A 25,522-nucleotide genomic window follows, 5' to 3' on the forward strand; every position below is an offset into this window, starting at 1 on the left:
ACGAACGCGTCCCGCTTGGCTCACTCGAGGCGCTGGCTCGCGTTCGCGACCACGTCGAGGCCTGGACTGTAGTAGCGGACGGGGGCCGAGTCGGGGGACGCAAAGCCGTCCGCGGCCAACAGCGTGTTGGTCTCGACGGTGGCGGTCGCCGGGGACAGCGTCCACGGGTCGTGGTCGACGTCCGTGTATCGAAGCGAGCCGTCGGGTGCCTCCGTGTAGAACCGGTAGCGCTCGACGAGGAACGCCGCCAGCGGATCGTCGGGGGCCGAAAACGGCTCGCCGGAGGGCCGGTAGGTGGCCTCGTAGCGGGCGGGTCGTGCACCGGGGTGATACCGCCGGCTCTCGAACGCGACGCCGCCGTCGGCCCGAGACAGCGAGATGCGAGCGTAGTAGTACGGCAAATGATGGAACAGCCGCGCTCCGGCGACGCTTGCCACTCCCTGTGCGTCGAGGCTGAAGAAGTAGACGCTCGGGACGCCGTCGCGCGTGACGTACGTTCTGACATTGATCTCCGGCAGCGAAACGCCGGCCCACTCGGGGAGTCCCCGCGGCCGGACGTCGACGTTCGTAAAGGGGATCACCGAAAGCCACGCGGAGCCGTCGTAGGTGTCGGCCTCGAGCGCATCGGGAAGTCGCGCGTTCATCTCGGCGGGGTCGACCGGCCAGTTTTCGAACAGGAGGTTTCGCCACCCCATCGCCAGCGGAAGGACCATAGCGATGGCTCGGCGCTCACGCCAAAAAGAGGTCCTGTCTCGCTCGGTAGACAGTTGTCGGGACGACGGGCCGAGAGCGCGTCTAACTATCGTGAGTAGATGCCACAGAAAACGCCGGCGGGACGCCGACGTTCGAGCCCCCGTTCGATCGTAGTGCGTCAATCGACGGGTCGAAACCGGAACACGTGGCCGGTGGGCCGTCGTGGAACGATTCCGGTGTGGCGAGGCGTTGCATGGTCGAACGAATTCCGTCGAAGACGACCGAATTCGATCCCCGCCAACTACTCCCTTACACCGTGATAGAATAACGTTGGCGGCCGATCCGTGATTCCAAAAGCGGACAGTGGCGTTTTCCGCCGACCGGTCGACCGGCCGCTCGAGTCCGTCGCCGGAGCCAGCCAACAGCTATATACGCGGGCACCGACTCAACCCGGCAAAGCGGTGCATGACGTGATTCCGACAACGACCGGTTCGGATCGATCCCTGCTCGCCGTCTCGCTCGCTTGTTTCGCCGTCGCCGGCGTCGGAACCGTCGCCGTCGACGCGGTCGAACTCACGCTCGGAGCGACGGCCCTCGCTATCGGCGGCGTCTACTGCGTCGCGCGTTACGCCCAGTTGGTCGACCGGCGGACGCTCGCTCGGACGGCGCTCGGACTCTGGCTCGCCTTCCTCGGCGTCGCCGGAAGCCACGCCGTCGGCCTCGAGACGATCGGCTCGGTCACACCGGGCCCCGCACAGGCCACCGTCGTCGCGCTCACCGCGGTCACGTGGGCGACGTTGCTGGCCGCGGCTGCCACGACGGGATTCCTCGGCTTTCAGGAGTACGGCTCCCCCGCGCCGGCCGACGAGGCCGACGAACAGGTTCTCGAGGGCGAGACCCCCGATTACTCGACGCGGTAACTCACCGCGATTCCTTCGCCCAGCGGTACGCCGATGGTCTCGAAGGCCGGATCGGCGCGTACCGTCTCGAGGTAGTCGATGACGCCTTGCGTGTGATCGTTGACCGCGGTCGGTGAGCCGCCCTCGGCCCACTCGAGTACCGCATCGAAGTCGACGACGCTTGCCGTGATCGCGTTGTCGGCGACGACGACGCCGCCGACTGGGACCGTCGATCGGATGGCCTCGAACGCGTCCGCGTACCGGCTCTTCTGGTGGTCGATGAGGACGACATCGAACGGCCCGTCGTAGTTCTCGACGGTTTCCATCGCGTCGCCGAGTTCGTACCGTGCGAGCCCGTCGTACCCGCCCGCAGCCATGTACTCGCGAGCGAGCTCGAGTTCGGCGTCGTCGACCTCGGTGAGGACGATTTCGCCGTCGTCGGGCAGCGCCTCGGCGAACCAGTAGGCCGAGTAGCCATAGCCTGACCCGAACTCGAAGATTCGCTCGGCGTCGGCCAGCCGGGCGACGAGCCGGAGGAACGCGCCCACCTCGGGGCCGACGTGGGGGAATCCCTCAGCAGCCGCGTACTCGTCCATTTCGATCAAGGTCTCGTCTGGGTCCGGGCCGATCGCGCGAACGAAGCGGGCGATCTCGTCGGAGAGGACGTCGGTCATGGACGACGGTACGTGCGCCAGCCTATAGGGTTCGGGGAGTCTCGTCGGGCGGGCACCTGTATCCTTTTTCCCGCTCGAGACCGTCGGTTCGATCGACATGTCCGCCGATCACCCGCTCGTCGAAAGCGTCGATAATCTGGTGTACGAGCCGACACAGGTCCACGACCACGGGATCGACCTGACGGTTGGCGCGGTCTACGAGGTCGCCGCCCCCGGCCGCATCGACTTCGGCGGCGACGAACTCGCGGATGCCGACCTCGAGCCAGTGCCGACGGAGCTTCGAAACCCCGACGACGAGTTCGGCTGGTGGGAGCTCGTGGGCGGCCAGTACGTGCTCCAGCACAACGAGTTCCTGACGGGCCTCGGAGAGCCAGCACAGCTCCAAGCGCGCAACGAACTGCTGGCTCGGGGCGGTTCGCATCCGTCGGTGCAGGTGCGCGATCACCTCCCGCTGATGCCGCTGTCGGTCGCCGACGGCGGCCTCGAGATCAAGGAGAACGCGCGGGTGTCGACGCTGGTGTCGCTCGGAACCGATTCGCAATAACCGGGTGACCGTTCGCCTCGCGACCGCTGTAACGGCCACCGAATCGCCGCCCGGTCTGTCGCACTGACGACTCGAGGCGGTGATCGATGCGCTCGAGCGGCAGCTGCCACACGAAGGCGGTACCCATCAGGAGCCGTCGTGTCTGGACACCGTCAGATAGGCGCTGAACGCCCGACCGCAACTGATGCTCGAGGGCGGCCTGGCCCCGGCCACCAACCGAGTGCTGTGCCTACCGAGTGCGGTTCTTCCCACAGTGCTGGGCCCAATCCGTGAGTGCCGGAGCGAAGGAGAATCGATACGTGACGGATGCTGGCCGCGATCGTCGCGGAACTCGGTGACGAAACGGCGGTGACCGAATGGGCCGCGAATCGAGACGTGGACGCTCTAGCGGCCTTCGAACTCGGGATCGCGGTCCTCGAGGAACGCGTTAACGCCCTCTTCGTGGTCTTCGGTCTCGAAGACGATTCCCTGAGTGACGGCTTCGTCGGTCAGGGCCTGCTCGAGGGATTTCTCTAAGCCCTCGCCGACGAGCCGGTTGGCGTGGCGCAGGGCGATCGGCGGCCCGGAGACGATCTTTGCGACGAACTCGTCTGTGCGCTCGTCGAACTCGTCGGCGTCGTAGACGTGATTGACCAATCCGAGGTCCTTCGCGCGGTCGGCACCAAAGATATCGCCGGTCAAGACGAGTTCCTTCGCGACGTTCTCGCCGACGATCCGGGGCAGCAGGTAGGATGTCCCGGCGTCGACACTCAGGCCGACCTGCCGGAAGACGAAGCCGAAGGCGGCGTTTTCGCTCGCCAGTTGCACGTCACACGCGATCGCGAGGTTCGCGCCGGCACCGACGGCGGGGCCGTCGATCAGCGCGATCGTCGGGATCGGGAAGTCGACGAGCCGCGTCATCAGTTCGTTCGTCGAGCGCTCGAGTCGCCGGACGCGGTCGTCGGCGGGCACGTCGCTCTCGATGGCATCGGTCATCCGCTCGATGTCGCCGCCGGCCGAGAACGAGCCGCCCGAGCCCTGCAAGACGACACAGCGGGCGTCGCTGCCTTCGATCTCGTCGAGCGCTTCCGAGATGCCGGTGCTGATCTCGTCCGAGAGGGCGTTGCGCCGGTCGGGCTGGTTGAGCGTGATCGTCGCGGGGCCATCGTCCTCGATCTCGAGGAGGACTGCATCGCCGAGGGCCATTATTCGGCCTCCTCCGCATCCTCCTCACGGAGTTTGAACTTCTGGACCTTGCCGGTCGTGGTGCGGGGCAGTTCCTCGACGAACTCGACCTCGCGGGGGTGTTTGTACTCCGCGAGATTGGTCAGGCAGTACTCTTTGATCTCCGCTTCGGTCACGTCGCCGTCGGGCGTGCGGACGATGAAGGCCTTGACGGTCTCGCCACGGCGTTCGTCTGGAATCCCCGCGACGGCGGCGTCGGCCACGTCGGGGTGCTCGAAGAGCAACTCCTCGACTTCACGCGGGTAGACGTTGTAGCCGCCGGTGACGATCATGTGTTTCTCGCGGTCGACGACGTAGAAGAAGCCATCCTCGTCGCTGTAGCCCACGTCGCCGGTGTGGAACCAGCGCCGGCCGCCTTCCTCGGTGAAGGCCTCCGCGTTGGCCTCGGGCAGGCCGTAGTAGCCTTTCATCACGTTCGGGCCGGCGACGACGATCTCGCCGGTGATATCGTGGAGGTCGGCCTCCTCTTCGTCGACCGGTCCCTCCTCGACCGGGGCGACCTCGTTGAACTCCTCGTCGACGACTTTCGAGTCGACGCCGGGGACGGTCTTGCCGATGCTGCCGACGCGGCGGCCCTCGATCGGGCTGTTGAAGTGGGTAATCGGGCTGGTCTCGGTCAGGCCGTACCCTTCGTAGATCTTCGGCTCGTACAGTTCCTCGAACTGGCGCAACACCTCGACGGGAATGCCGGAGCCGCCGACGCCACAGAGGCGCAGCGAGGACATATCGAACTCCGCAGCGTTTGGCTGGTTGATCACGTCGTTGTACATCGCCGGCACGCCGTGCATGATCGTCAGCTGCTCATCCTCGATGAGCGAGACGGCGTCCTGTGCGTCCCATTCGGGCATCGGGTAGTACGCTCCACCGTTGAACAGCGTCGCGTTCATCGTCACGGTCATCCCGTAGATGTGAAACAGCGGGAGAACGCCGAGTCCCTTATCGTCGGGTCGGATCTCGTCCGGAATGAGCTGCGCGGCGGCGTTTGCGTTCGACGCGAGGTTCTCGTGGGTGAGCTGGACGCCTTTGGGCTGGCCGGTGGTCCCCGACGTGTAGGGCTGGACCGCGACGTCGTCGCCGTCTCGGTCCGCGACCTCGGCATCGCCCGGCGCGAGGAACTCCTCGAACGCGGTCGCACCCTCGGCGTCGCCGCCCACGCTGACGACGTGTTCGACGCTCGTGTCGTCCCGTACCTCGTCGACGAAGGGGACGAGGTCGGCCAGCGCAACGACGACCTCTGCCTCGCTGTCTCCCAGCAGGTGGCCGATCTCGCGAGACTTGTACTGCGGGTTCATCGGAACGACGACGCCGCCGGCGCGAAGCGTCCCGTGGAACGCGATCACGAACTGCGGTAGGTTAGGAAGGTAAAGCGCGACGCGGTCGTCGGGACCGAGGCCGCGTTCCTCGAGCGCGGCGGCGAAGGCACCCGTTTGTCCCCAGAACTCTTCGTAGCTGGTTTCAGACCCCCGAAATCCGATCGCAGTGCTGTCACCGTGCTCCTCGACGGCACTGGCGACGTTAGTGACAAGATTTGGCATGCTCTATGCGGCATGTTTCCGCGTACCGTAAAAAAGATTTACATCGTTCGGGGACGGCGTCGGGGTTTCTTTCCAGCGATAATTCTCGCCTGTCTCACGGTCGTGACGGCAGCGGTATACGGCGGACCGATCGAACTCCTGATCGAGGGTATTTACGGCCGCGTTTCCTACCCACGCGGTATCGATGTACCAGGACATTCTCGTGCCGACGGACGGGAGCGACGGCACTCGGCGATCGATCAATCACGGGGTGACGATCGCGGATCGCTTCGACGCGACGATCCACGCGCTGTCGGTCGTTCCCGAGGGACCACTCGGGACGCTCCAGACCGACGAGGCGATTCCGGCGGCCGACCGCGCGGTTGAGCGGATCGAGATCGAGGCGACCCGTGAGGGCATCGACGTCGTGACGGCGGTCGAACGGGGCGTCCCTCACGAACAGATTCTCGCGTACGCCGACGACAACGGAATCGACATGATCGTCATGGGAACGCAGGGACGGACCGGACTCGACCGAGTGCTTGTCGGCAGCGTCACCGAACGGATCGTCCGGATGGCCGACGTGCCGGTCGTCACCGTCCGGTTGACCGACGAGATCCGAATCGAAGACGCCGACGAGGCCGCGCGGATCGCCCGCAAGACCGCCGAACAGGAGGGGTACGGCGACGTCAGTATCCTCGAGGATCCACATCGGACCAGCGCGTCGTGGATCGTTCCGCTCGAGACCGACGCAGGACCGGTCCACGTCCACGTCGACGCCGTGACGAGCGAGGGTCGCGTCGCGAAAGGCCGGGAGTAAGGACCGCATACGAGGTATCGCAGACGACGACGGCCGCGGCAGGTGGGCTGAGCGACCGTCTGAGCGCTGTCCCGCGCCGGTAACGTAACGCCCCCGCGAGTGAGGAACGAGGCCCGGTGGCAGTTTCAGGGACGGCAAACGAGATGAATGGTCCGTTTTCTCGCCGAAACGGTAGTATCGCTTTTTACCCGACATTCCGGTTTCCGAGCACGAATGGTAAACCGGCGGACGCTGTTGCGAGATGTCGCGGCGAGTAGTATCGTTCCCGGTGCGTACGGCCGCGTTCGCTCCCCGGATAACGGAGCAGAGCCGTCGTCTCGAGGCGCGGACTCGGCACCGATGTCCGACGGCTCGGGCGTGCTCGTTCGGATCGCCGACGCGACCGATCCCGTCGCGGGCGCGGGGCTGCTCGAGGTGACCGCCGAACTTGAGAACGCGACGACCCGGACGGCGCGCCCGACCGTCGAGTACGTCGTCGACGGTGAATCGATCGGTAATGTCACGTTGACGCTCGAGCCGGGGGAGACGAAGCGACCCTTCCCCGCGAGCTATCGCGTCGAACCCACCGCCGAGGACCGCGAGGTGACGGTCCGCGTCGAGGCAGCGGGCGGTTCGGCCGAGCGGGCGGTGACCGTCCGCGGCGCGGCCGAACTCGACGACCGACTGACGTTCCCGAACGCGGAGCTCGCGGTACAGCCGGGAACGTCGGTCCTCTTTGAGGCCGGTGCCGTCGACCCCGACGCGTCACAGACCACCGCCTGGTGGGTCGACGGCGAATCCGTCGGCGAGTCGACGGCAGCGCCCTGGCAGTCGGTCTACTACGCGGAACGAAACGCCCACTACTGGCAGTACACCGCCGATACCGAGGGCACCCACGAGATCACCGCCGGCGTCGAGACCGAAGACGGCACCTATCGAGCCGACTGGACGGTCACCGTGACCCCCGACGGACGCGCGTCGCCGACGATCGAGGGCGCTCGACCGGCGCGGGGCTCGCTGCCGGTCGATTCCGAGGGAGCAACCGACCTCGAGATCGACGTCGCCGACCCCGACGGGGCGGTCGATCGCGTCGTCTGGTGGGTCGGCCAGGTCGACCGCATCCTCGGCGTCTCCGAGGTATCGGGCGCGACCGACACCGCGTCCCTGACGGTCGAAGGCGGCCTCCCGCAGACCTGCCCCGTCATCGCCTGGGTGATCTCAGCGGATGGCACGTTCACCGCGGAGACTCTCTGGACGGTCGGCGGCGCCGAACGCGGTACCGGCGGCGATACCGGCGTGACCGTCTCGATCGCAGAGACGAACGACCCCGTCGACGCCGGCGACCGGCTCGAGGTGACAGCGGCCCTCGAGAACGCCAGCGACCAGGCCGTCACGCGGACCGTCGACCTGATCGTCGGCCACGAGCCGACGCTTGTGGATACGCGCGAGGTGACGGTCGACGGCGGCGGGTCGAAGACGGTCCCTCTCACGTTCGAGACGGCCGTCGTGGCGACCGAGCAGTCGTTCCCGGTGCGAGTCGAAGCGGCGGGGCGGACGGCCGAGCGGACGGTCACCGTTTACGGGACTGACACGAAGCCGTAGCCCACCGGGCGACCGAACTCGCCGAGCCCGATCGAGACGCCGACGGCGAGCGGCAGATCACTGGACGAAGTCCCCGCCGCAGTTGTACTGCTGGATCATGATCGCGTTGGTCGGCTCGGTCTCGTTGTACGGCTGCGAGGGCTGTCGGATGTAGTACAGCTCGAGTTCCTCGAGGTCGGTCTCGTGGCCGCGGTTCCAGCGCTGGCAGAGGTAATTCGACAGATACGACCGGTGGTTCTCGTTGTCGGCCTGATAGACGTTCGAGAGGTACTTTCGCCAGCGGGCGTTGGGGTACACCGCCGTCCCGCTCGGCGGCGGTTCCCACCTCACCTCGGACTCGTACATGGCGTCGACCGTCGAGCCGTTCTCGAGGGTCGCCGGAACAATGTACCAGCCGTCGGTCTGGAGCGGCTCGGGCGCGAACATTCGCCAGTGTTGCTCGGCCTGGGCCGCCTCGAGGGCCGACTGTCCGGGGTCGGGTACCTGCGTGTATCCCACCGCCTGTGCGTTCGACAGGACCACGAGGACGAGAAACAGGGCCGGCACCGCCGACGTAAACAGCGTTTGTCCGCGCTCGCGGATGTCGGCGACGAGCGAACGGACACCGCGAGGAGAGAAAATAGAGTCTGCGAACGCGTCGATCCTCGAGCCGAAGCCGGTAGGTACGGCGGCCTCGAACCGCCGGCCCCAGCGGCGAGCGGGTTCCGCGAGGCCGGCTCGAGCCGCCAGCGCGCTCGCGCCGTTCCAGACGACGGGCGGATAGAACGGGATGAACGCGGCGATGACGATCAGCGGAAAGAGACCGATTCGCATCGTCAGCAACATCCCAAAGTGCATGCCGACGAACGCCGATGCCAGTGCCGCTCGCGGGAGGCCGGTGAGGACGAGCAACAGCGGCGAACAGACGACGAGCACGATCCACATGTAGGTCATGATCGACAGGAGGTCGTGATACCCGGCGAGAACGTTGCCCAGCAAGATGGTAAACTGGTAGTCGAGGCTGAAGACGTAGATGATCGCCTCTCCGTTCATCCACATCTCCCCCTTCGTCTTGTGGAGGGCGTTTACCACGTACATGGCGACGACCTGGCAGAGCAGCGCCATCGTGGCGATGTTCGAGACGGTCACGCCAGTCCGATCGGTGCGTCCGGCGTCGATCGCCCAGCGGTCGCTCAGCGGGAGGAACATCGCCCAGAAGAGCAGCATACGAAACAGGACGTCCCCGCCATTGAGGACCATCGGGTTGCGAACGTGCAGCGAGACGAGCAAGAGCCACGAGCAGACCGTCGCCAGTCGCGTTCGATAGCCGACGACCATCGCGACGGCGAAGCCGGCGGCGACTATAAACAGTAGACCGATCGCCCAGGCTTCGCCGGAGACGGCGTGGAGCGAATAGACCGGCGAGTAGTCTGAATACAGCGCCGTCCGCGGGAGGACCCCCATATCAGTATAGAACGCCACGAGATTCCGCGAGCGGAGCGCGAGGTCGGCGAGCAACAACAGCCCGAGCGCGATCCGAAACGCCGCGAGCGCTCGCATATCGACCGCGAACCGGCGTGTGATCGCGCCGGAAAGGCGGTCGAGAACGGCGGCGAGTCTGTCGTCCGAACTGAATGAGGGGAGTCGATGCATCGTTTGCGCTAGATGTCATCGGTCTCTCGAGGGGATCGGCATAAGTTTAGTGTAAACTGAAACGAGCGTTTTTGCGTTGGCGCGACGCGGCCGAAATGCGGGTCCGAGTGCATCTTCGACGGGCTAGCGGCAGCTCCGACGTGTGGCCGATAGCCCTATTGGTCCGGGCACCGACACGGTGATCGCGAGGGACAACACACCGGTCGTTGCCACGATTGGAATGCCGACACCGAGACATCGTCCCTCGTCCCGCCCGGAGAGTCCGTCCAACGTCGATTTCCGGTCGGGGGTTCCAACCGCACCGACCCGTTCGCCGCGAGCGGGGAAGTCGCGGCTCTCGTGAATTCAGCAGTCAACACCGCAGACAGCACTGCGAGCCGGAGCAGTACTAGTACATCGCCACAGGCTTTCAGGCCGTGGAACCCCGAGCGGGAGGATATGAGGGATTTCTCCCAGTTCGTTCGGTGTGGACCGCCTGCTCTCACGATCGTAGCCCGCGGCTCGAGGTGACTTGTGACCTCGAGTCCGCCCGTTCGACGGCGGGCCGTCGAGAGACGCCGATGGCCGTCCGCCGCGTCAGTCGTCCGTCAAGATGCGCTCTTCGGGCGTCGGTCGTCCGGGGTGAACTCCGTAGCGAGCGAGCCCGTATAGTACCGTCATCGAAACCGCACAGAGCACTATCGCACCGGCGACCGCCTCGAGGGCGAGGCCGACGACCGGACCGGCGAACGCGTCGCCGACGGCGGCCGCCGACTCGCTGTCGGGAGCCGTCGCGAGTCCGTAGGGGACGAACGCCGCGAGCGCGAGGAGCCACCATCGTTTCGCATCGGTTCGGAGTCTGGCCGGACCGTGCTCTCGTGCCGTGCTCGTAACGCCGGCGACACCGAGCGCGATCAAGACAAGCGCGAGAACCGTTCGAAGCGGGGCGTCAAAGGCGGCATTACCCGCGACGCCGACGGCGACGAGCGCGACGCCACCGACGAGTCGCGGAACCGGCGGACTGAGCCCTGTTCGAGGCATGTCGCTCCCCGGTAGTAACCCATTGCAGAAAACGTTCGCGGACCGGCGACGCGACGCGCCGATGGGGTTGGTCGGGATCGGACAACAAAGGATGTATTACCGGTGCCGGCAAGACGACGGTGAGAACGAATGGGGGAACGCGACCGATCCGGTTCCGACACGACGAGCCGACGCGGCGCGGTGACAGCATCCGAGCGAGCGAGGCGCATCGTTTCACGACTCCCCGGCGGCGCTGGTGTGCGGCGCGCGCGCCGACTCTGGCGACGATACGCGTACGACCGTCCCGAACAATGCCAACTGTCGGTCACTTTCCCAACGGCACCCGATCGGCCGACGATCGGCCGTGTCTACGAGTGGATCGCCGACCTCGAGGTCGCCTTCGAGGGCCGACTCGACGTGTACGCCCGCCAGCACAGCGTCACGGTCGTCACGGACCGCGTCCCTATCGAACGGGTCGACCTCGACGCCCTCGAGGAGACCATCGAACGGATCGAATCGGGGTACGCCGAGACCCACTCGCTGGCCCATCTCGAGAAGGTACGGCCGCGGGATGGCCAGCTGGTTCGGTCCGACGTCGTGGTCCCGGTGAAGCCGCTTTTTCCGCGCGAGCAGACCGCCGAACCGGACGGCGTTCGCTCGGCGGCCGACTGAGCGGGTCGCTCAGTCGTCGTCGGTCGATCGGCCACCGGAGCGCTGCTCGCCCGGTGCGACTTCGCTCGTCCGTCCCATCCAGCCGCCGATGTTCTCGGCGACGTAATCCTTGCCGCCCCAGCCGAACGCGACGCCGACGCCGATAGCGATGGCCGCGCCGAGGCCCCACGCGAGCGCTCGCGCGAACACGTAGAGGATACCGACATCGATCCCCATCGTGTCGAGCCCGATGACGATTGCGGTGAAGTAGAGGAACATCCGCGCACCGGTCGCGAACCAACTGGTGTAAGCCGTCTGGGTCGCCGCGCGAGTACGTTCGATCGCATCGCCGATGAAGTCGGCCACGACGAAGCCGAGGACGATGACCGCCAGTCCGGCGATAAAGGCCGGCAGGTACGACACCGCCGTCGCGATCCACTCCGACAGCAGCGTGATCGCGAGCGCGTTCGCGGCCGCGAGGATTGCAAGCGCGTAGACGAACCACTTCGCGAGCTTTCCGAACGCGCTCGAGACCGCCTGCTCGGTGCCGCCGAGTAGGCGTCCGAGCGGCGTCTCGAGCACCATACGGTCGAGTTCGACGCCGTCGGCGATCCGACGGACGGCTCGTCCTGCCAGCCGACCGATGATCCAGCCGATGAGGAGGATGACCACCGCACCGACGAGGCGTGGCAGGAAGGTGACCAACTCCGCGACGGGGTCCTGTAGCCAGTTCGGAACTTGCACCTGTTGGGCGGGGAATGTCTGTACCATATGCGAGTATCCGTTGCCGTCCACCGACCTTCGTAATTGAGTGGGTATCAATTGTCCGCGAAAGGAACGGTTCTCGACCGGCGACGGTGTGGCGATTGAACTGTCTGTTACGGCGAATTACGCGGCGGGCGCACCGTGGCTGATGGTTATGAATCCGTTCGGACACGACGCAGCGTATCGAACGCGACCGCGTCCCGGTCGGCGGCCCCGCAGGCGATAAACCCGGATTGTCTCGAGTTGACATACTCGTCGGATGACGGTCGTCTGCCGGCGAGCGGTACCGTCTATCGCCGGGCGACCGGACGTGTCTACTTTCGCTCATAGCGTTCCGTCGGCGAGACACCCAGTGGGGCGCGGCCGTTTACACGTCGAACGGAGGTGACCGCCGGCTCGAGGAGCGAACGAACGGCCGTCGGCGGTGTGCTTCGAAGAACGGTCCGAGCCGATAGCGATCGGGAGAAAGCAGCACTCGAGCGGACACATATATTTCAGAGGCCGCTACACGCCCGCCGCTACGTCTCTTATCCCCTTATTCGAATGTCAGGGTCCAGTCATTCGTGCCGTTGAAATCCGGGATCGGTAATCTACTATTACCGACAGCGTCGCGGCGGCGTACTCGCCGGCTCGTTCGCCGGCCCGATGTCCGAATCGTACTCGAGCGGTTCTAAGACCAAAACACGGGGCGGCTTCCAGTAGGCTATTGAGCGTTCACGCGCGATAGCGTACCATGTATCTCGGCGACGAAGCCTGGCCGGACCTCGAGTCGTACTTCGCGGCGGAATCGCTCGCGCTCGTGCCGCTCGGCTCGACGGAACAACACGGGCCGCACCTGCCGGAGGCGACCGATCACGTGATCGGGGAGGCGTTCGCACGCGAAGCGGCGGAGCGGACCGGCTCCCTCTGTACGCCGACGATCAACGTCGGCGTCAGCGGCCACCATCGCCAGTTCCACGGGACGATGTGGGTCGACCCGCCGGAATTTCGCCAGTACATGGAGTCGTTGACGCGGAACCTCACGTCTCATGGGATCGACCGGGTGATCTACGTCAACGCCCACGGCGGCAACGTCCCCCACCTGCGAGAGGTCGGCGCACGGCTCCGTCAGGACGAGACGGCCTACGCCATCGAGTGGATGTGGGACGAGTCCATCCCCGACCTCGTCGACGACCTCTTCGATCAGAACGGCCCCCACGGCGGCCCCAAAGAGACCGCGATGATCCAGTACCTCGAGCCGGACCTGGTCCACGGCGACCGGCTCGCGGAGGCCAGAGATACCGGCGTCCCGAGTGTCGATGCTGCCGACACAGTCAAACACGGCTCGCGGACGTTCTACGACGCCGCGGACAACACGGACAACGGGGTGCTGGGTGACCAGACGGACGCGACGGCCGAGAAGGGCGAGCGGCTGTTCGAGGCCGCGAGCGACCAGCTCGTTCAGCTCTGTGAGTGGCTCGCCGCCCAGGACTTCGCGGACCTCATGCCGAAAGCCCACGTCTAGATGGGGCACCGTGAGACGGCGCGCTCGAGAGCGAGGCCGTCGAGACCACTCGAGGCGGTTCCGCCCGAGCCGGCACCCACTGCCGACCCATTCGGATAATAAGCCTTAATAGATGACACCGGATGTGTTATTATATGGCCGTCGTTAGCGTCTCGATGCCGGACGAACTGCTAGAGCGCCTCGACCAGTTCGCCGACGAGCACGGGTACACCGGTCGAAGCGAAGTCGTCAGGGAAGCCTCCCGCAATCTCCTCGGGGAGTTCGAGGACACGCGCCTCGAGGACCGCGACCTGATGGGCATCGTCACGGTGCTGTTCGACTACGAGACCACGAGCGTCGAAGAGCGGATGATGAACCTGCGCCACGAACACGAGACCCTCGTCGCGTCGAACTTCCACAGCCACGTCGGCGATCACTACTGCATGGAACTGTTCGTCCTTGAGGGCGAACTCGAGGAAATTTCCACGTTCGTCGGAAAGATCCGAGCGACCAGAGACGCGCTGACCGTCGATTACTCCGTCATCCCGGTCGACAGCTTCGATCCGCTCGCCCAGTCCTGACGCCGCGGTTCCGACCCCGAGTGCCGACTGCCGAGCGCCGTTTGTCGCCGAAATTGCATGGACCGAACCGGAACGCGTAGTTTTACTGTCGGCCTCCCCAATGGTCACCTATGACATACCGGAAGGTCAACTACGAGGAGGTCGAGCAAGTCTCGAGTGCGATGCACTTTCTGAGTGACCCGCTCGAAACCGAGCAAGTTGGGGTGACAGTGGCTCGTTGCGATCCCGGGTGGAACAGCAAGCCACACGACCACACCGACAACGACCACGAGGAGATCTACGTCCTCATCGAGGGGGAAGCGACGGTCGTCGTCGACGATGAACCCGTGGCGATGGAGGCGGGCGACGCGCTGTCGATCCCGCCCGAGTCGACCCGACAGATCCGCAACGGCGACAGCGAGAGCGCGTTCGTCCTCGTAAGTGCGCCGAGTATCGCGGACGACGAGGATGGCGACGAGTGGCTCCTGTCGGGCTTTGCGGGCTAGGAGGACGGTCGCGGAACCGTCCACGTCGAACCCGCGAGCGCCCCCGGCGGAACTGTTTCCTGGATCGACGTACTCGTCTTTGGGAGGTGACGTTCCATTTACTCGAAACAGCACGCGCTCGTCTCGTTCGTCGTCGCAGCGATCCTCGCGTCCCTGCTCTCGCCCGTCACCCTCGCCGGGTATTCGATTCCCACCGCAGTCGTCGTCGCCTACGGGACCGCCGTCGGCGTCTTCATCGATCTCGATCACTTCCTCATCGCTCGCCGCAAGACCGGCGACTGGACCGCCGTCAGATTCTGTCTCGCGAATCCCGGCGCGGCGATCGGCGACCAATCGCGCATCTTCGAGCCTGGCGACGTCGGCGTCCTCTCGAGACTGCTGAGCCACGTCGTAATCGCTGGCGTCGTCGTCCCGGCGCTCACCCTCGTCAGCGTTCCGCTCGCGGTCCTTACCGGGGCCGTCCTCTACGCGCACCTGCTTGCCGACCTCGTCTGGGATCTCCAGTTACTTCCCGAGCACGCGGACGCGGCCACCTCGATCGACGACCTCGAGCGAATGCTCGGCTAACACGGCGTCGACAGTCGATCGAACGTGTTAGCGCCGGTTTCTCAGGTTGCATTGTTCGACCGCGGCTATTTGCCTCGTGTCACCGTGGTACGAGCTATGGAGTTACTCGACGACAGCATCATCCCGGAACACGCCCGGGACGTCAAGGCCGAGGCCCGCGAGTTCGCCCGCGAGCACATCGAACCGAACGCCCAGGAGTACTTTCAGGCGGGCGAGTATCCCGAGGAGATCCTCGAGGCGGGTCGGGAGGCGAACCTCGTGGCTCAAGACATTCCGGCGGAGTGGGGCGGCCGAGGGCTAGATCTCGCGGAACTCCTCGCGATGACCGAGGAGTTCTACCGAGCCGACGCGGGGATCGCGCTGACACTCCAACTCGCGAGTTTTGGCTGTGAGATCACCTACGAGCACGGCACCGATGAGCAGTGCGAGGAGTTCATCCGACCGGTGGCGGAAGGCGAGCAGCGTTCCGGTCTCGCCGTGTCCGAACCCGACACCGGCAGCGACCTCTCGGGGATGCAGACCCGCGCGGAGAAGGACGGCGACGAGTGGGTGATAAACGGCGAGAAGTACTGGATCGGCAACGGCGTCGAGGCCGACTGGATCACGCTCTACGCACGGACCGGCGACGACGAAGAGAACCCGTACGGCAACCACTCGATGTTCATCGTCCCAACGGACACGGACGGTTACGAGGCCGAGCATATCCCCGAGAAAATGGCGATGCGCGCCTCGAAACAGGCTCACATCGAGTTCGACGACTGCCGGATTCCCGAGGAGAACCTGATCGGCGAGGAGGGAGACGGCTTCTTCCTGCTCGCGGACTTCTTCAATCACGGCCGCGTCGCCGTCGCGGGCCACGGCCTCGGCATCGCAGCGGCCGCCATCGAGGAGGCCTGGGCGTTCACCCACGACCGCGAGGAGTTCGGCCGGACGATCAGCGACTTTCAGGCCGTCCAGCACGATCTGGCGGACATGCTGCTCGAGTTCGAGAGCGCCCGGACGCTCACCTGGCGCGCCCGCGAGAAGGTCGAAAACGAGGAGAACGCGGGCTACTGGGCCGCGATGGCGAAGACGAAGGCGACCGAGACGGCCGTCGACGTCTCGGAGCGCGGAATGCAGTTCCACGGCGGCCGGTCGATACTCGACGAGCGCCGGATCGCCCGCGTCTACCGCGACGCGCGGATCCCGGTCATCTACGAGGGCGCAAACGAGATCCAGCGGAACCTGATCTACGGACAGGCTCCCTGAACCGCTGCCTGCTTTCTCGAGCGACGACGGGTGCGACCGGTCGATCGTCGACCCGGCCGTCGCTGCCGATCGGCTCGATCGGTTCACGAGTCGGTCGAAAGAACAATCCCGGTCGGTACCGTGTATACCGGTAACCCAACTGTCGTCGCAATGAAGACAATGTCCGAGAGTATACCGCTATGAGCCGCCCGCGCGTCCTCTGTGTGAGCAGCGACCGATCGACGCGCGCGTCCGTCACGCTGTCGCTGACAGACGCTCCCGTCGACGTGGTCATCGCCCAGCAATCGTCCGAGGCCGTCGACCGACTCGAGCGAGAGTCGATCGACGCGGTCGTCATCGACGCGAGCACGGTCGCGAACGTGGACTGGCTCGTCGATACCGTCCAGGCCGAAATATCGACGACGCCGACGTTCGTCCACCGGAGAAACCGCGACGAGGACGCCGCCGTGCTGAGCGAAGTCGCCGCGAGAACGGCCGAAACCGGGACGGGCACGCGGCTTGCAAACGCCGTTGCCAAGCAGATCGACGCCGAGTCGGACCTCGAGCTCGGCGCTGATATCGGCTCGAGCGCCGCCGGTGATACGCCGGCCGACGAGCGCACGCCGTCGATTCACGACCTTCCCGAGGACCTCTCCGAAATCGTCACCGCTGCCCGCTGTCGACTCGTCGACGTCCGTTCGCCGCTCGCCGTCGAGCGCATCCTCCGCGAGGAACTCACGGCCGGCGAGCGGTTCTCGGCCGCCTGGGTCGGCGAGTACGACCGCGGCGAACGCGCTGTCGTCCCGTGGCTGTCCGACCCCGACGCCGTCGAGTGGTCGCTCCAGCGGACGTTTCCCATCGGAAACGGCGATCATCCTTTGCTCGAGCAGGCGATACGGACGCAGACGTTGCAGGCCCGTCGCTACGACGCGGAGAGCCGCGACGCCGTCCCCTTCGGTGACCGCGCGTTCGAACACGGCATCCGATCGGCCGTCGTCGCACCGCTTACGGCGACCGGCGAACTATACGGCGTCATCGTCGTGTACGCCTCGGGGACGATCTCCGACGCGGAGCGAGACGCTATTCGAGCGCTCGCGGCAGCCGCGTCTCACGTCCTCGAGACGATCGCCCTCCGCGGCCGCCATCAGCAACAAGAGCGGACGCTGCATCGATACGAGCGCCTCGTCGAGACCGCGGGCGACGGGATGTACGTCCTCGACAGCACGGGCCACTTTACGACGGTTAACGACGCGCTCGTCGAGATGACCGGCTACAGCCGCGAAGGGCTGCTCGGCGAACACGCCTCGTTGCTGTTCGACGACGACGATGTCGACGCCGCCGCGGACACCATCCGCTCGCTGGTCGAGCGCGGCGACGGCACCGACACCTTAGAGCTCCCGCTCGAGACGAAAGCCGGAGAGCGGATCCCCTGCGAGGCCCAGATCGCGGTCCTCATCCCCGGCGGAGAGTTTCACGGCACCGTCGGCGTTTTGCGTGATATCACCGAGCGCAAGCGCCGCGAGCGCGAACTCCACGAACGCAACGAACGCCTCGATGCCTTCGCCCGGATCGTCAGCCACGATCTCCGCAACCCGCTGGGAGTCGCCCAGGGCTACCTCGAACTCGTCGAGGAGACCGGCGACCTCGAGTACGCCGAACGGACCCGCGAGGGACTCAACCGGATGGAGACGATCATCGAAGACGTACTGGCCATCGCCCGCGAGGGCGAGTGGGCGACCGACGCGGAGTCCGTCGACTTCGAGTCGATCGCTCACGAGGCGTGGGACCACGTCTCGACGCCGGAGGCGACGCTGTCGGTGACGGCCACGGCGACGCTCGAGGCCGACCGCTCGCGGCTCTTGCGACTGCTCGAGAACTGCTTCCGAAACGCTGTCGAACACGGCGGCGAGACCGTGACCGTTCGCGTCGGCCCGCTCGAGGCGGACGACTGGGAAAGTGGTGTCCGTGGATTCTTCGTCGCGGACGACGGCGACGGCCTCCCAGAGGAGCTACAGGGTCGGCTGTTCGATCCGTCGGTCTCGTCGTCGTCGGAGGGGTTGGGGATCGGCCTCTGGATCGTCAGAGAAGTAGCTGCCGGACACGGATGGTCGGTCGCCGCGACCGAAAGCGAGGGCGGAGGGGCCCGATTCGAGTTCGAAACTGACGGTTAGTGTTCGGACTGGAGGTCCTCGAACGCACCGACGAAGTCGTCGTGGGAGGACATACCGGAGACCGTTTCGTCGACCCGTTGCTCGAGTTCGTCGACGCGCTCACAGAGCTCCTGATACTCCTCATTGTCCGCGAGTTCGCGGTCTGCCTTCTCGGATTCCAGCAGGGCTTTCTTGGAAACGAGTGCGTAGTACTCCTGAATATCGGACTCGTAGTCGGAGCGGTCGGCGACGTCCTCGACCATGTCGACGAGCTCGTCCTTCGAGACCGGTTTCACGAGGTAATCGTCGAACCCCATCTCGATGATGTCGAAGTCCGGATCGACCGCCGTCACCATAACGACCCGCGAATCGCGTTCCCGGTCGCGGATCTCCTCGAGAACCTCGTCGCCGGAGAGCCCCGGCATGCGCCGGTCTAGCAGGACGACCTCGACGGAATCGGCCATCTTCTCGAGCGCTTCCTCTCCGTCGTACGCCGTCTCGACGTCCCACTCGGCCTGAAGCCACGCCGCGAACAAGTCCGCGAGCCGGGCTTCGTCGTCAACGACCAGTATTTCGGGCCCGTCAGTCATCGGGTTCCCCCTCCGTTCTTTGCATCGATTACAGCCACGCGTCACCAATGGTACCTCTGCATGATAAATCTCGCGACCAGATGTCAGATACGCACAATATGATGGCGACCGACGCCGATCTGTCCGAACACGGACAATCGACGCCCGAACGTCGGCGAAACCGCCCCGATCGGCTCTCGGCTCGGAATCGCTCCGAGCGGATCACCTGTCGCTTTCGTAGAACCCACCCGCGTCGGCGCGCTCCGCGAGGTAGTCGGCAGGCGCGTACCGCTCGTGACCGGTCTCCTCGTGGGCCGCCTCGAGCGTTTCGTGGAGTCGCTTGAGACCGTAGTCGTCGACCATTTCGACCGGTCCGTCGGGGAACCCGGCCCCCAGCCGGACCGCCTCGTCGATCGATTCGGGCGGCGCGACGTCGCCGCCGATCAGCTTCGCGGCCTCGTTGGCTATCGTCGCGAGCAGGCGCGCCTCGACGCGGTCCGATTGCTGATCGGTCGGGACCTGTGCGCCCTCGCCGTCCTCGTAGTCGTAGAAGCCCTCGCCGGTCTTCTTGCCGAGTTCCTCGTTCTCGACTTTTTCCTCGAGCAATGGGGCCGGCTCGTACGCGTCGCCGAGTACCTCGTGCATGTACTCGAGGACGTGATAGCTCACGTCGTTGCCGACCTGATCGCCGAGTTCGAAGCTGCCCATCGGCAGGCCCAGCCCGTACTTCGTCGTCGAGTCGACCTCGGCGATGGTGGACTCGCCCTCGCCGACGAGCCAGCAGGCCTCGTTCATCAGCGGCACGAGGATGCGGTTGACGATGAACCCCGGCGAGTCCTTGCGGACGCGAACCGGCGTCTTCTCGAGGTCCTCGGCGAGGGCCTCGGTCAGCTTGAGCGTCTCCTCAGCCGTTTCCGCGCCCGAGATCACCTCGACCAGTTGCATCCGAACCGGCGGATTGAAGAAGTGCATGCCACAGAAGCGCTCGGGGCGCTCGGTCACGTCGGCCAGTTCGGTGATCGAGAGACTCGAAGTGTTCGTCGCAAACACCGCGCGGTCGGGGGCGTACTCCTCGAGTTCGCCGTAGACGTCCTTCTTGATCTCCATCTGCTCGGGGACGGCCTCGATGACGAAATCGGCATCGGCGACGGCCTCTTCCATATCGACAACCGGCGTCACACGCTCGAGCGCAGCGTCGGCCTCATCGTCCGTGAGGTGATCGCTCTCGGCGAGTTTGTTCAGCGACCACTCGATCTGGTCGTAGCCGTTCTGGACGAACTCGTCGTTGATATCGCGCATGACCACGTCGTAGCCGGCCATCGTGGCTACCTCCGTGATACCGTGACCCATGTTTCCCGCACCCAGAACTGTGATACTGTTGATGTCCTCCAAATCCATAGTCGAGAGTCCCACTCGCCCTCGTTTCAACGTTTCCCTATTACGGACTAGAAACTATAATTCCGTTCACTCACGGTTACAAAGCTCTTTATCGCTCGGATAGTAACGAATGTCCATGGAATTCGGACTCAGCGAAGAACAGCAACAGATCCGCGATGAAGTTCGGCGCTTCGCCGAGAACGAGATCGTTCCCAACGCGGAGGAGTACGACACCGCAGAGAAATTCCCACACGAGATCGTCGACAAGGCCGCCGAGATGGGCCTCGTCGGCTCTTCGATCCCCATCGAGTACGGCGGTGCCGGCTACTCGACCCTCGAGTCGGCGATCATCGCCGAAGAACTGTTCTCCCACGACCCCGGAATCGCGCTCTCGATCATGGCCTGTTCGTTCGGGACTGAGGCCATCCGCGAGTTCGGGACCGAAGACCAGAAAGAGCGGTACCTCGAGCCCGTCGCGACGGGCGAGAAGATCTCTGGCGCGGCGATTTCCGAACCCGACACCGGCTCCGACGTCTCCTCGGTCTCGACCCGCGCCGAGAAAGACGGCGACGAGTGGGTGCTCAACGGCAACAAGATGTGGATCACCAACGGCTCCATCGGCGACTTCTTCGTCGTCCTCTGTAAGACCGACCCCGACGCCGACAGCCGCTACGGCGGCTTCAGCCAGATCATCGTCGAGTCCGACCGCGACGGCTTCAGCGCGGACAAGATCACCGGCAAGCTCGGCATTCGGGCCTCCGACACCGCCGAACTCATCCTCGACGACGTCCGCGTCCCCGAGGAGAACCTCGTCGGCGAGCGAGACGCCGCTTTCCTCCAGCAGATGCAGTTCTTCGACGCCACCCGCACCGGCGTCGCCGCGCAGGGACTGGGCATCGCGAAAGGAGCCTTGGAGGCCGCCCTCGAGTACGCCGAGGACCGCGAGCAGTTCGGCCAGTCCATCTCGGAGTTCCAGGCTATCCAGCACAAACTCGCCGACATGGCGACCAAGACCGAAGCCGCGCGCAACCTGACCTACAAGGCCGCCTGGAACGTCGATCAGGGCAACGACATCACCAAACTCGCCTCGATGGCCAAGGAGTACGCCTCCCGCGTCGCCGTCGACGTCTCCAACGAGGCCGTCCAGATCCACGGCGGGGCCGGCTACGTCAACGACTTCCCCGTCGAGCGCTTCTACCGCGACTCGAAGATCACCCAGATCTACGAGGGTACCACCGAGATTCAGAAGAACGTCATCGCGCGGGAACTGCTGGACGACTAACGACGAACGTTTGCGCTGTCGTTCAAGAGAGCGACACTCTCTCGTCAAAGACGTCTGCTCGCCCACTCGCTTCTCCGCTTTTCTACGGGCCGTTACAGTGGTCGGGCCCGGTGTTCGGCGCTCGAGCCGATCAGTGACCGGTATCTCTGCCGTGTTTGTGGCCATGGCCCTTTCCGTTACCCCGGCCGTGACCTTTTTCGCTGTCCCGTCCACGGCTCTTTCCGTTGTCCCGTCCACGGCTCTTTCCGTTACCTCGGCCACGGCCTCGTCCGGTTCCGCGACCGTTCCCCGGCCCACCCGATGTCGCCGGCTTGAACGACACCTTGTAGTACGGCGCTGGGTTGCCCTCCTGGTCCGTGCACTCGAGCGGGCGGGCGGCGGTGAACTCGTGCCACTCGTCCGCCTCGTCCAGATCGAGTCTGCGGTTGGGATTGACGAGCAGTCGAACTTCGTGGCAGTCGCTTTCGTATTGGATCACGTAGCACTGCCACTCCTTCGGACGGCCGCGACACCCTCTGGTGACGACGGACGACTCCCTGACGATTTGGAACCGTTCGTCGTGACGGAGATAGTACTGTCGAAGGATTCCGCTTCCCCCTTGTTGTGCCTGTGCACCGTTTCCGCGTGCCGCTGCAACCCCGGTGGCCGAGGCGACTGCACTCCCGGCCGCGAGTGTCAGCACCGATCGTCTTGTGTAATTAGCTGTCATCGCTCCTCGGGCGGAATTACTGGCCGTTATTCCTTACTATAGTTATATTAATAGGTGTGGAGTATGGATGAAAATGGGGTATAACTGCCGTTGACCAAGCTAGCCGTGCCGGCCATTCCGTGCCTCCGATTCGAACGAACACCGATCGGATCGGGTGTCAGTTGCAAATACCGAAACGAACGGGTCAACGAGTGCCGAACCGTCGTTAGTTACGAGAGCTTCTGGCGGTAGTGGCCGCCACGTCACTACCGGTGGCGGGATGAGCGACCGCCAGTCTCCGGTCGGGTTCTCATCGAAAATCGCACACGAGGGCCAAAACGCGGCGTTCGGGCGACCAAGACGGACTTTACACTGTTCGGGAACGGGTCTAAACGCGGCCGGCACTGATGGTAATACGATGACAGCGACACCGTCCGACAGCCACGGACCGACCGCCGGCGATCGCCGAGCGACGAGTCGCGGACGGCCTCCCGCCGGCCTCGAGAACCGCATCGAGACCGATATCGACTCGGAATCGGCCGGCGACCTCGAGTACGAGGTCGTGACGACGCCCGTGCTCGTCATCGGGGCGGGCGCGGCGGGCGCTCGCGTCGCGATCGAACTCGCCGAGGCAGGTATCGAGCCGCTCGTGATCGGCAAGCGCGACCACGGCGACGCACACACGACGTGGGCGGCCGGCGGCGTCAACGCCGCGCTCGGTTCGCTCGATCCCGACGACGACTGGCCGATCCACGCGGCGGACACGCTCACCGAAGGCCACCACCTGAACGACCCCGACGCCGTCGAACTGACCGCACGGGAGATGCCCGATCGCATCCGCGAACTCGCGGACTGGGGCGTGCCGTTCGACCGGACCGACGACGGGGATATCAATCAGCGCTACTTCGGCGCACAGTCCTATCGCCGCACCTGTTTCGTCGGCGATCGAACCGGTGAGGCCATGCTCGAGACGCTCATCGACCGCGCTCGCGACCTCGAGATCCCCCACCGCGAGAACGTGCTGATCACCCGACTGCTCTCCGACGGCCGGCGCGTCGACGGGGCCGTTGGCTTCGACATGGAGACCGGCGAGGGGCTGCTGTTCCGGACGAACCACGTCGTGCTCGCGGCCGGCGGGTTCTCCGCGCTCTATCACCGCCACTCCTCGCGAGACGACGAGAACAACGGCGACGGCCAGGCGCTTGCCCTTGAGGCCGGCGCGCGGCTACTCGACCTCGAGTTCGTCCAGTTCCATCCGACCGGGATGGTCGGCGAGCGCTACGGCGGAGAGTGGGACGGCCGGCTCGTCACGGAGGCGGTCCGCGGCGACGGCGGCCGGCTCTACAACGCCGACGGAGAGCGGTTCATGGAGCGCTACTCGCCCGAGCAGATGGAACTCGACGCTCGCGACGTCGTCGCACGGGCCATCGCTCGAGAGGTTCGCGAAGGACGGGGTACCGAGGACGGCGGCGTCTTCCTCGACATTTCCCACCGGGATCCCGAGTACGTCCGCGAGCGGCTGCCATCGATGGTCGAGCGCTTCGAGTCCCTTGGCGTCGACATCACCGAAGAGCCGATGACGGTCGCGCCGACGGCTCACTACACGATGGGCGGCGTCGACATCGACTTCCGGACCGGCGAGACCGGCGTCGAGGGCCTCTACGCCGTTGGCGAGACGGTCGCCGGCGTCCACGGCGCGAACCGCCTCGGCGGGAACTCGCTCGCCGAAACCGTCGCGATCGGAAACCTCGTCGGCGACCACGTCGCGAGCGCGGTGACGCAGGCCGACGAGGTCCCCAGCGTCACCGACGGCCAGCGGGCACTGGCCGAACGGGAGTTCCGCGCCCATCGCGCGCTCGCCGCCGCGGACGGCACCGTCACGCCGAGAGCACTCCTCGAGGACCTCGGCGACCTGCTCTGGGAGCACGCCGGCATCCTCCGCGACGAAGCGGGACTCCGAATGGGGCTCGAGAAACTCGAGGAACTCCGGGAACGGACGACCGATCTCCGCGTCGATGGCGGACGGACATCCAAATCGTTCGAGTACGCCGTCGACCTCTCGGCGAGCCTCACCGTCGCCGAGGCGATGCTTCGGACGGCGCTCGAGCGGACCGAGTCCCGCGGTGCCCACTATCGGACGGACTACCCCGAGACGGACGCCGACTGGCGAGTAAACCTCGTCGTCGCCGCCGACACCGGGGAGCTGTCGATCACCCGTCGCGGCGTGGCCGAACCGAGCGACCCCGTCCGAGAGGCGCTTGCGGAAGGGTACGAACTCGACTACCACCACCTCGAGTAAGCGTGCCGGTCGACCGGCGGCGACCGAGACGCATATGCGTTTTCGGTCCCCTACTCTCGCATCCACCTTCGTATGAGAGACGAGGCACACGCCGTCCTCCGGGAGGACCCCGTGATGGCGGAACTGGTCGACCGCCACGATCCCTACATCGAACCGGACTGGGACGAGTACGAGCGGCTCTGTATCTCGATCATCAATCAGCAGCTCTCGACGGCGAGTGCGGCGGCCGTCCGAGAGCGCGTGTTCGATCTCCTCGACAGAGACGTGACCCCGGCGGCCGTCTTGGCCGCCGACGAGTCGGCGCTCCGCGATGCGGGGCTCTCGGAGATGAAAGTCGACTACCTCCGGAACGCCGCCCGCGCGTTTCGAGACCGCGATTACACGCGGGCGGGGCTCGCCACCTACTCCAACGAGGAGGTCATCGACCTGCTGACCGAGATCAAAGGGATCGGCGCGTGGACGGCGCGGATGTACCTCCTGTTCGTCCTCGAGCGACCGGACGTCCTCCCCCTCGGCGACCTCGCCGTTCGCCGCGGCATCGAGCAGTTGTACGGAAACGGTGACGATCTCACCCGCGGAGAGATGCGCGAGATCGCCGAGCCGTGGCGGCCGTACCGAAGCACTGCGACGCGATACATCTGGGCCGAGTACGAGTCGGACTGAGGACGTCGCCGCCGAACCATGTGATCGGCGGCCGTCGACCGCCCCCGATTCGTCCCCGGTAACATCGTGCTACTCGTCGGCCGAGTCGTGAAACGGTTCCTACGAGAATCGGCAACAGTTGATTACGTCCCGGCCACTGCCGGCCGCGAGAGGGG

Annotated in this window: 23 protein-coding genes and 1 pseudogene; 14 read left to right on the top strand and 10 right to left on the bottom strand. The window is 65.5% G+C overall.

All coding sequences use genetic code 11. The annotated features are described in order from the left end of the window. Positions 1-20: 20 nt before the first annotated feature. Positions 21-713, bottom strand: a complete 693-nt coding sequence (locus ACJ70B_RS03860) for a YqjF family protein (RefSeq protein WP_408959096.1) — start codon at positions 711-713, stop codon at positions 21-23. 441 nt (positions 714-1,154) lie between these two features. Here ACJ70B_RS03860 and ACJ70B_RS03865 point away from each other — a divergent pair, with 441 nt between their 5' ends. Beyond that, entirely contained in the window at positions 1,155-1,613 is a 459-nt protein-coding gene (locus ACJ70B_RS03865; protein WP_408959097.1) for a hypothetical protein, read from the top strand. Here the strand turns inward: ACJ70B_RS03865 and ACJ70B_RS03870 are convergent. Continuing rightward, positions 1,598-2,266 (bottom strand): O-methyltransferase, encoded by a 669-nt coding sequence (locus ACJ70B_RS03870; RefSeq protein ID WP_408959098.1) that lies wholly within the window; start codon positions 2,264-2,266, stop codon positions 1,598-1,600. The genes ACJ70B_RS03865 and ACJ70B_RS03870 overlap by 16 nt on opposite strands. Positions 2,267-2,363: 97 nt before the next feature. Here ACJ70B_RS03870 and ACJ70B_RS03875 point away from each other — a divergent pair, with 97 nt between their 5' ends. After that, positions 2,364-2,810, top strand: a complete 447-nt coding sequence (locus ACJ70B_RS03875) for a dCTP deaminase (protein ID WP_408959099.1) — start codon at positions 2,364-2,366, stop codon at positions 2,808-2,810. 384 nt (positions 2,811-3,194) lie between these two features. Here the strand turns inward: ACJ70B_RS03875 and ACJ70B_RS03880 are convergent, their stop codons facing one another. Both ACJ70B_RS03880 and ACJ70B_RS03885 read right to left on the bottom strand, forming a co-directional pair. Next, entirely contained in the window at positions 3,195-3,995 is an 801-nt protein-coding gene (locus ACJ70B_RS03880) for an enoyl-CoA hydratase-related protein (protein ID WP_408959100.1), read from the bottom strand. Next, positions 3,995-5,569 carry a long-chain-fatty-acid--CoA ligase gene (locus tag ACJ70B_RS03885; RefSeq protein ID WP_408959101.1) on the bottom strand — a complete coding sequence of 525 codons (1,575 nt, stop codon included), beginning with the start codon at positions 5,567-5,569 and terminating at the stop codon, positions 3,995-3,997. The genes ACJ70B_RS03880 and ACJ70B_RS03885 overlap by 1 nt, the downstream gene beginning before the upstream one ends. Positions 5,570-5,753: 184 nt before the next feature. Between ACJ70B_RS03885 and ACJ70B_RS03890 the strand changes: the two genes are divergently transcribed. Beyond that, on the top strand, positions 5,754-6,368 hold the full coding sequence (locus ACJ70B_RS03890) for a universal stress protein (RefSeq protein WP_408959102.1): 615 nt from the start codon (positions 5,754-5,756) through the stop codon (positions 6,366-6,368). A gap of 213 nt (positions 6,369-6,581) precedes the next feature. Further along, positions 6,582-7,949 carry a hypothetical protein gene (locus tag ACJ70B_RS03895; RefSeq protein WP_408959103.1) on the top strand — a complete coding sequence of 456 codons (1,368 nt, stop codon included), beginning with the start codon at positions 6,582-6,584 and terminating at the stop codon, positions 7,947-7,949. A 57-nt stretch (positions 7,950-8,006) separates the two neighbouring features. On the opposite strand, the gene ACJ70B_RS03900 is transcribed toward ACJ70B_RS03895, so the two are convergent. Both ACJ70B_RS03900 and ACJ70B_RS03905 read right to left on the bottom strand, forming a co-directional pair. Beyond that, complete coding sequence (locus tag ACJ70B_RS03900) at positions 8,007-9,581, bottom strand: HTTM domain-containing protein (protein ID WP_408959104.1); 1,575 nt, start codon at positions 9,579-9,581, stop codon at positions 8,007-8,009. A gap of 576 nt (positions 9,582-10,157) precedes the next feature. Then, on the bottom strand, positions 10,158-10,601 hold the full coding sequence (locus tag ACJ70B_RS03905) for a hypothetical protein (RefSeq protein WP_408959105.1): 444 nt from the start codon (positions 10,599-10,601) through the stop codon (positions 10,158-10,160). 129 nt (positions 10,602-10,730) lie between these two features. Here ACJ70B_RS03905 and ACJ70B_RS03910 point away from each other — a divergent pair, with 129 nt between their 5' ends. Beyond that, complete coding sequence (locus ACJ70B_RS03910; RefSeq protein WP_408959106.1) at positions 10,731-11,252, top strand: hypothetical protein; 522 nt, start codon at positions 10,731-10,733, stop codon at positions 11,250-11,252. A gap of 9 nt (positions 11,253-11,261) precedes the next feature. On the opposite strand, the gene ACJ70B_RS03915 is transcribed toward ACJ70B_RS03910, so the two are convergent. Continuing rightward, complete coding sequence (locus tag ACJ70B_RS03915) at positions 11,262-12,002, bottom strand: mechanosensitive ion channel family protein (protein WP_408959107.1); 741 nt, start codon at positions 12,000-12,002, stop codon at positions 11,262-11,264. 727 nt (positions 12,003-12,729) lie between these two features. Here ACJ70B_RS03915 and ACJ70B_RS03920 point away from each other — a divergent pair. The 6 genes from ACJ70B_RS03920 (at position 12,730) to ACJ70B_RS03945 (ending at position 18,510) form a co-directional block, all read left to right on the top strand. Beyond that, complete coding sequence (locus tag ACJ70B_RS03920) at positions 12,730-13,500, top strand: creatininase family protein (protein WP_408959108.1); 771 nt, start codon at positions 12,730-12,732, stop codon at positions 13,498-13,500. A 134-nt stretch (positions 13,501-13,634) separates the two neighbouring features. After that, on the top strand, positions 13,635-14,060 hold the full coding sequence (gene nikR, locus ACJ70B_RS03925) for a nickel-responsive transcriptional regulator NikR (RefSeq protein ID WP_408959109.1): 426 nt from the start codon (positions 13,635-13,637) through the stop codon (positions 14,058-14,060). Positions 14,061-14,170: 110 nt separating this feature from the next. Next, positions 14,171-14,545, top strand: a complete 375-nt coding sequence (locus tag ACJ70B_RS03930) for a cupin domain-containing protein (protein WP_408959110.1) — start codon at positions 14,171-14,173, stop codon at positions 14,543-14,545. Between the two features lie 141 nt (positions 14,546-14,686). Next, positions 14,687-15,112, top strand: a complete 426-nt coding sequence (locus tag ACJ70B_RS03935) for a hypothetical protein (RefSeq protein ID WP_408960075.1) — start codon at positions 14,687-14,689, stop codon at positions 15,110-15,112. 96 nt (positions 15,113-15,208) lie between these two features. Continuing rightward, on the top strand, positions 15,209-16,360 hold the full coding sequence (locus tag ACJ70B_RS03940) for an acyl-CoA dehydrogenase family protein (protein WP_408959111.1): 1,152 nt from the start codon (positions 15,209-15,211) through the stop codon (positions 16,358-16,360). A gap of 179 nt (positions 16,361-16,539) precedes the next feature. Beyond that, positions 16,540-18,510 carry a PAS domain S-box protein gene (locus ACJ70B_RS03945; protein WP_408959112.1) on the top strand — a complete coding sequence of 657 codons (1,971 nt, stop codon included), beginning with the start codon at positions 16,540-16,542 and terminating at the stop codon, positions 18,508-18,510. Here ACJ70B_RS03945 and ACJ70B_RS03950 read toward each other — a convergent pair. Together ACJ70B_RS03950 and ACJ70B_RS03955 are read right to left on the bottom strand one after the other, a co-directional pair. After that, complete coding sequence (locus tag ACJ70B_RS03950) at positions 18,507-19,079, bottom strand: HalX domain-containing protein (RefSeq protein ID WP_408959113.1); 573 nt, start codon at positions 19,077-19,079, stop codon at positions 18,507-18,509. The two genes, ACJ70B_RS03945 and ACJ70B_RS03950, sit on opposite strands and share 4 nt — an antisense overlap. 210 nt (positions 19,080-19,289) lie before the next feature. After that, positions 19,290-20,456: pseudogene (locus ACJ70B_RS03955) on the bottom strand (3-hydroxyacyl-CoA dehydrogenase NAD-binding domain-containing protein); the annotation flags it as partial. A gap of 115 nt (positions 20,457-20,571) precedes the next feature. On the opposite strand from ACJ70B_RS03955, the gene ACJ70B_RS03960 reads away from it, so the two are divergent. Continuing rightward, the gene (locus tag ACJ70B_RS03960; protein ID WP_408959114.1) at positions 20,572-21,717 is read left to right on the top strand and encodes an acyl-CoA dehydrogenase family protein; all 1,146 of its coding nucleotides are present in this window, start codon (positions 20,572-20,574) and stop codon (positions 21,715-21,717) included. Positions 21,718-21,847: 130 nt separating this feature from the next. On the opposite strand, the gene ACJ70B_RS03965 is transcribed toward ACJ70B_RS03960, so the two are convergent. Then, on the bottom strand, positions 21,848-22,426 hold the full coding sequence (locus ACJ70B_RS03965; protein WP_408959115.1) for a hypothetical protein: 579 nt from the start codon (positions 22,424-22,426) through the stop codon (positions 21,848-21,850). Between the two features lie 397 nt (positions 22,427-22,823). Here ACJ70B_RS03965 and ACJ70B_RS03970 point away from each other — a divergent pair, with 397 nt between their 5' ends. Beyond that, a complete protein-coding gene (locus ACJ70B_RS03970; RefSeq protein ID WP_408959116.1) occupies positions 22,824-24,704 on the top strand; it encodes an L-aspartate oxidase in 1,881 nt (626 codons plus the stop codon). 72 nt (positions 24,705-24,776) lie between these two features. Then, positions 24,777-25,367, top strand: a complete 591-nt coding sequence (locus ACJ70B_RS03975) for a DNA-3-methyladenine glycosylase family protein (RefSeq protein ID WP_408959117.1) — start codon at positions 24,777-24,779, stop codon at positions 25,365-25,367. Positions 25,368-25,522 lie beyond the last annotated feature (155 nt).

Origin of the sequence: Natrinema sp. 74 (genome assembly GCF_046097095.1) — an archaeon.
Lineage (GTDB): Archaea > Halobacteriota > Halobacteria > Halobacteriales > Natrialbaceae > Natrinema.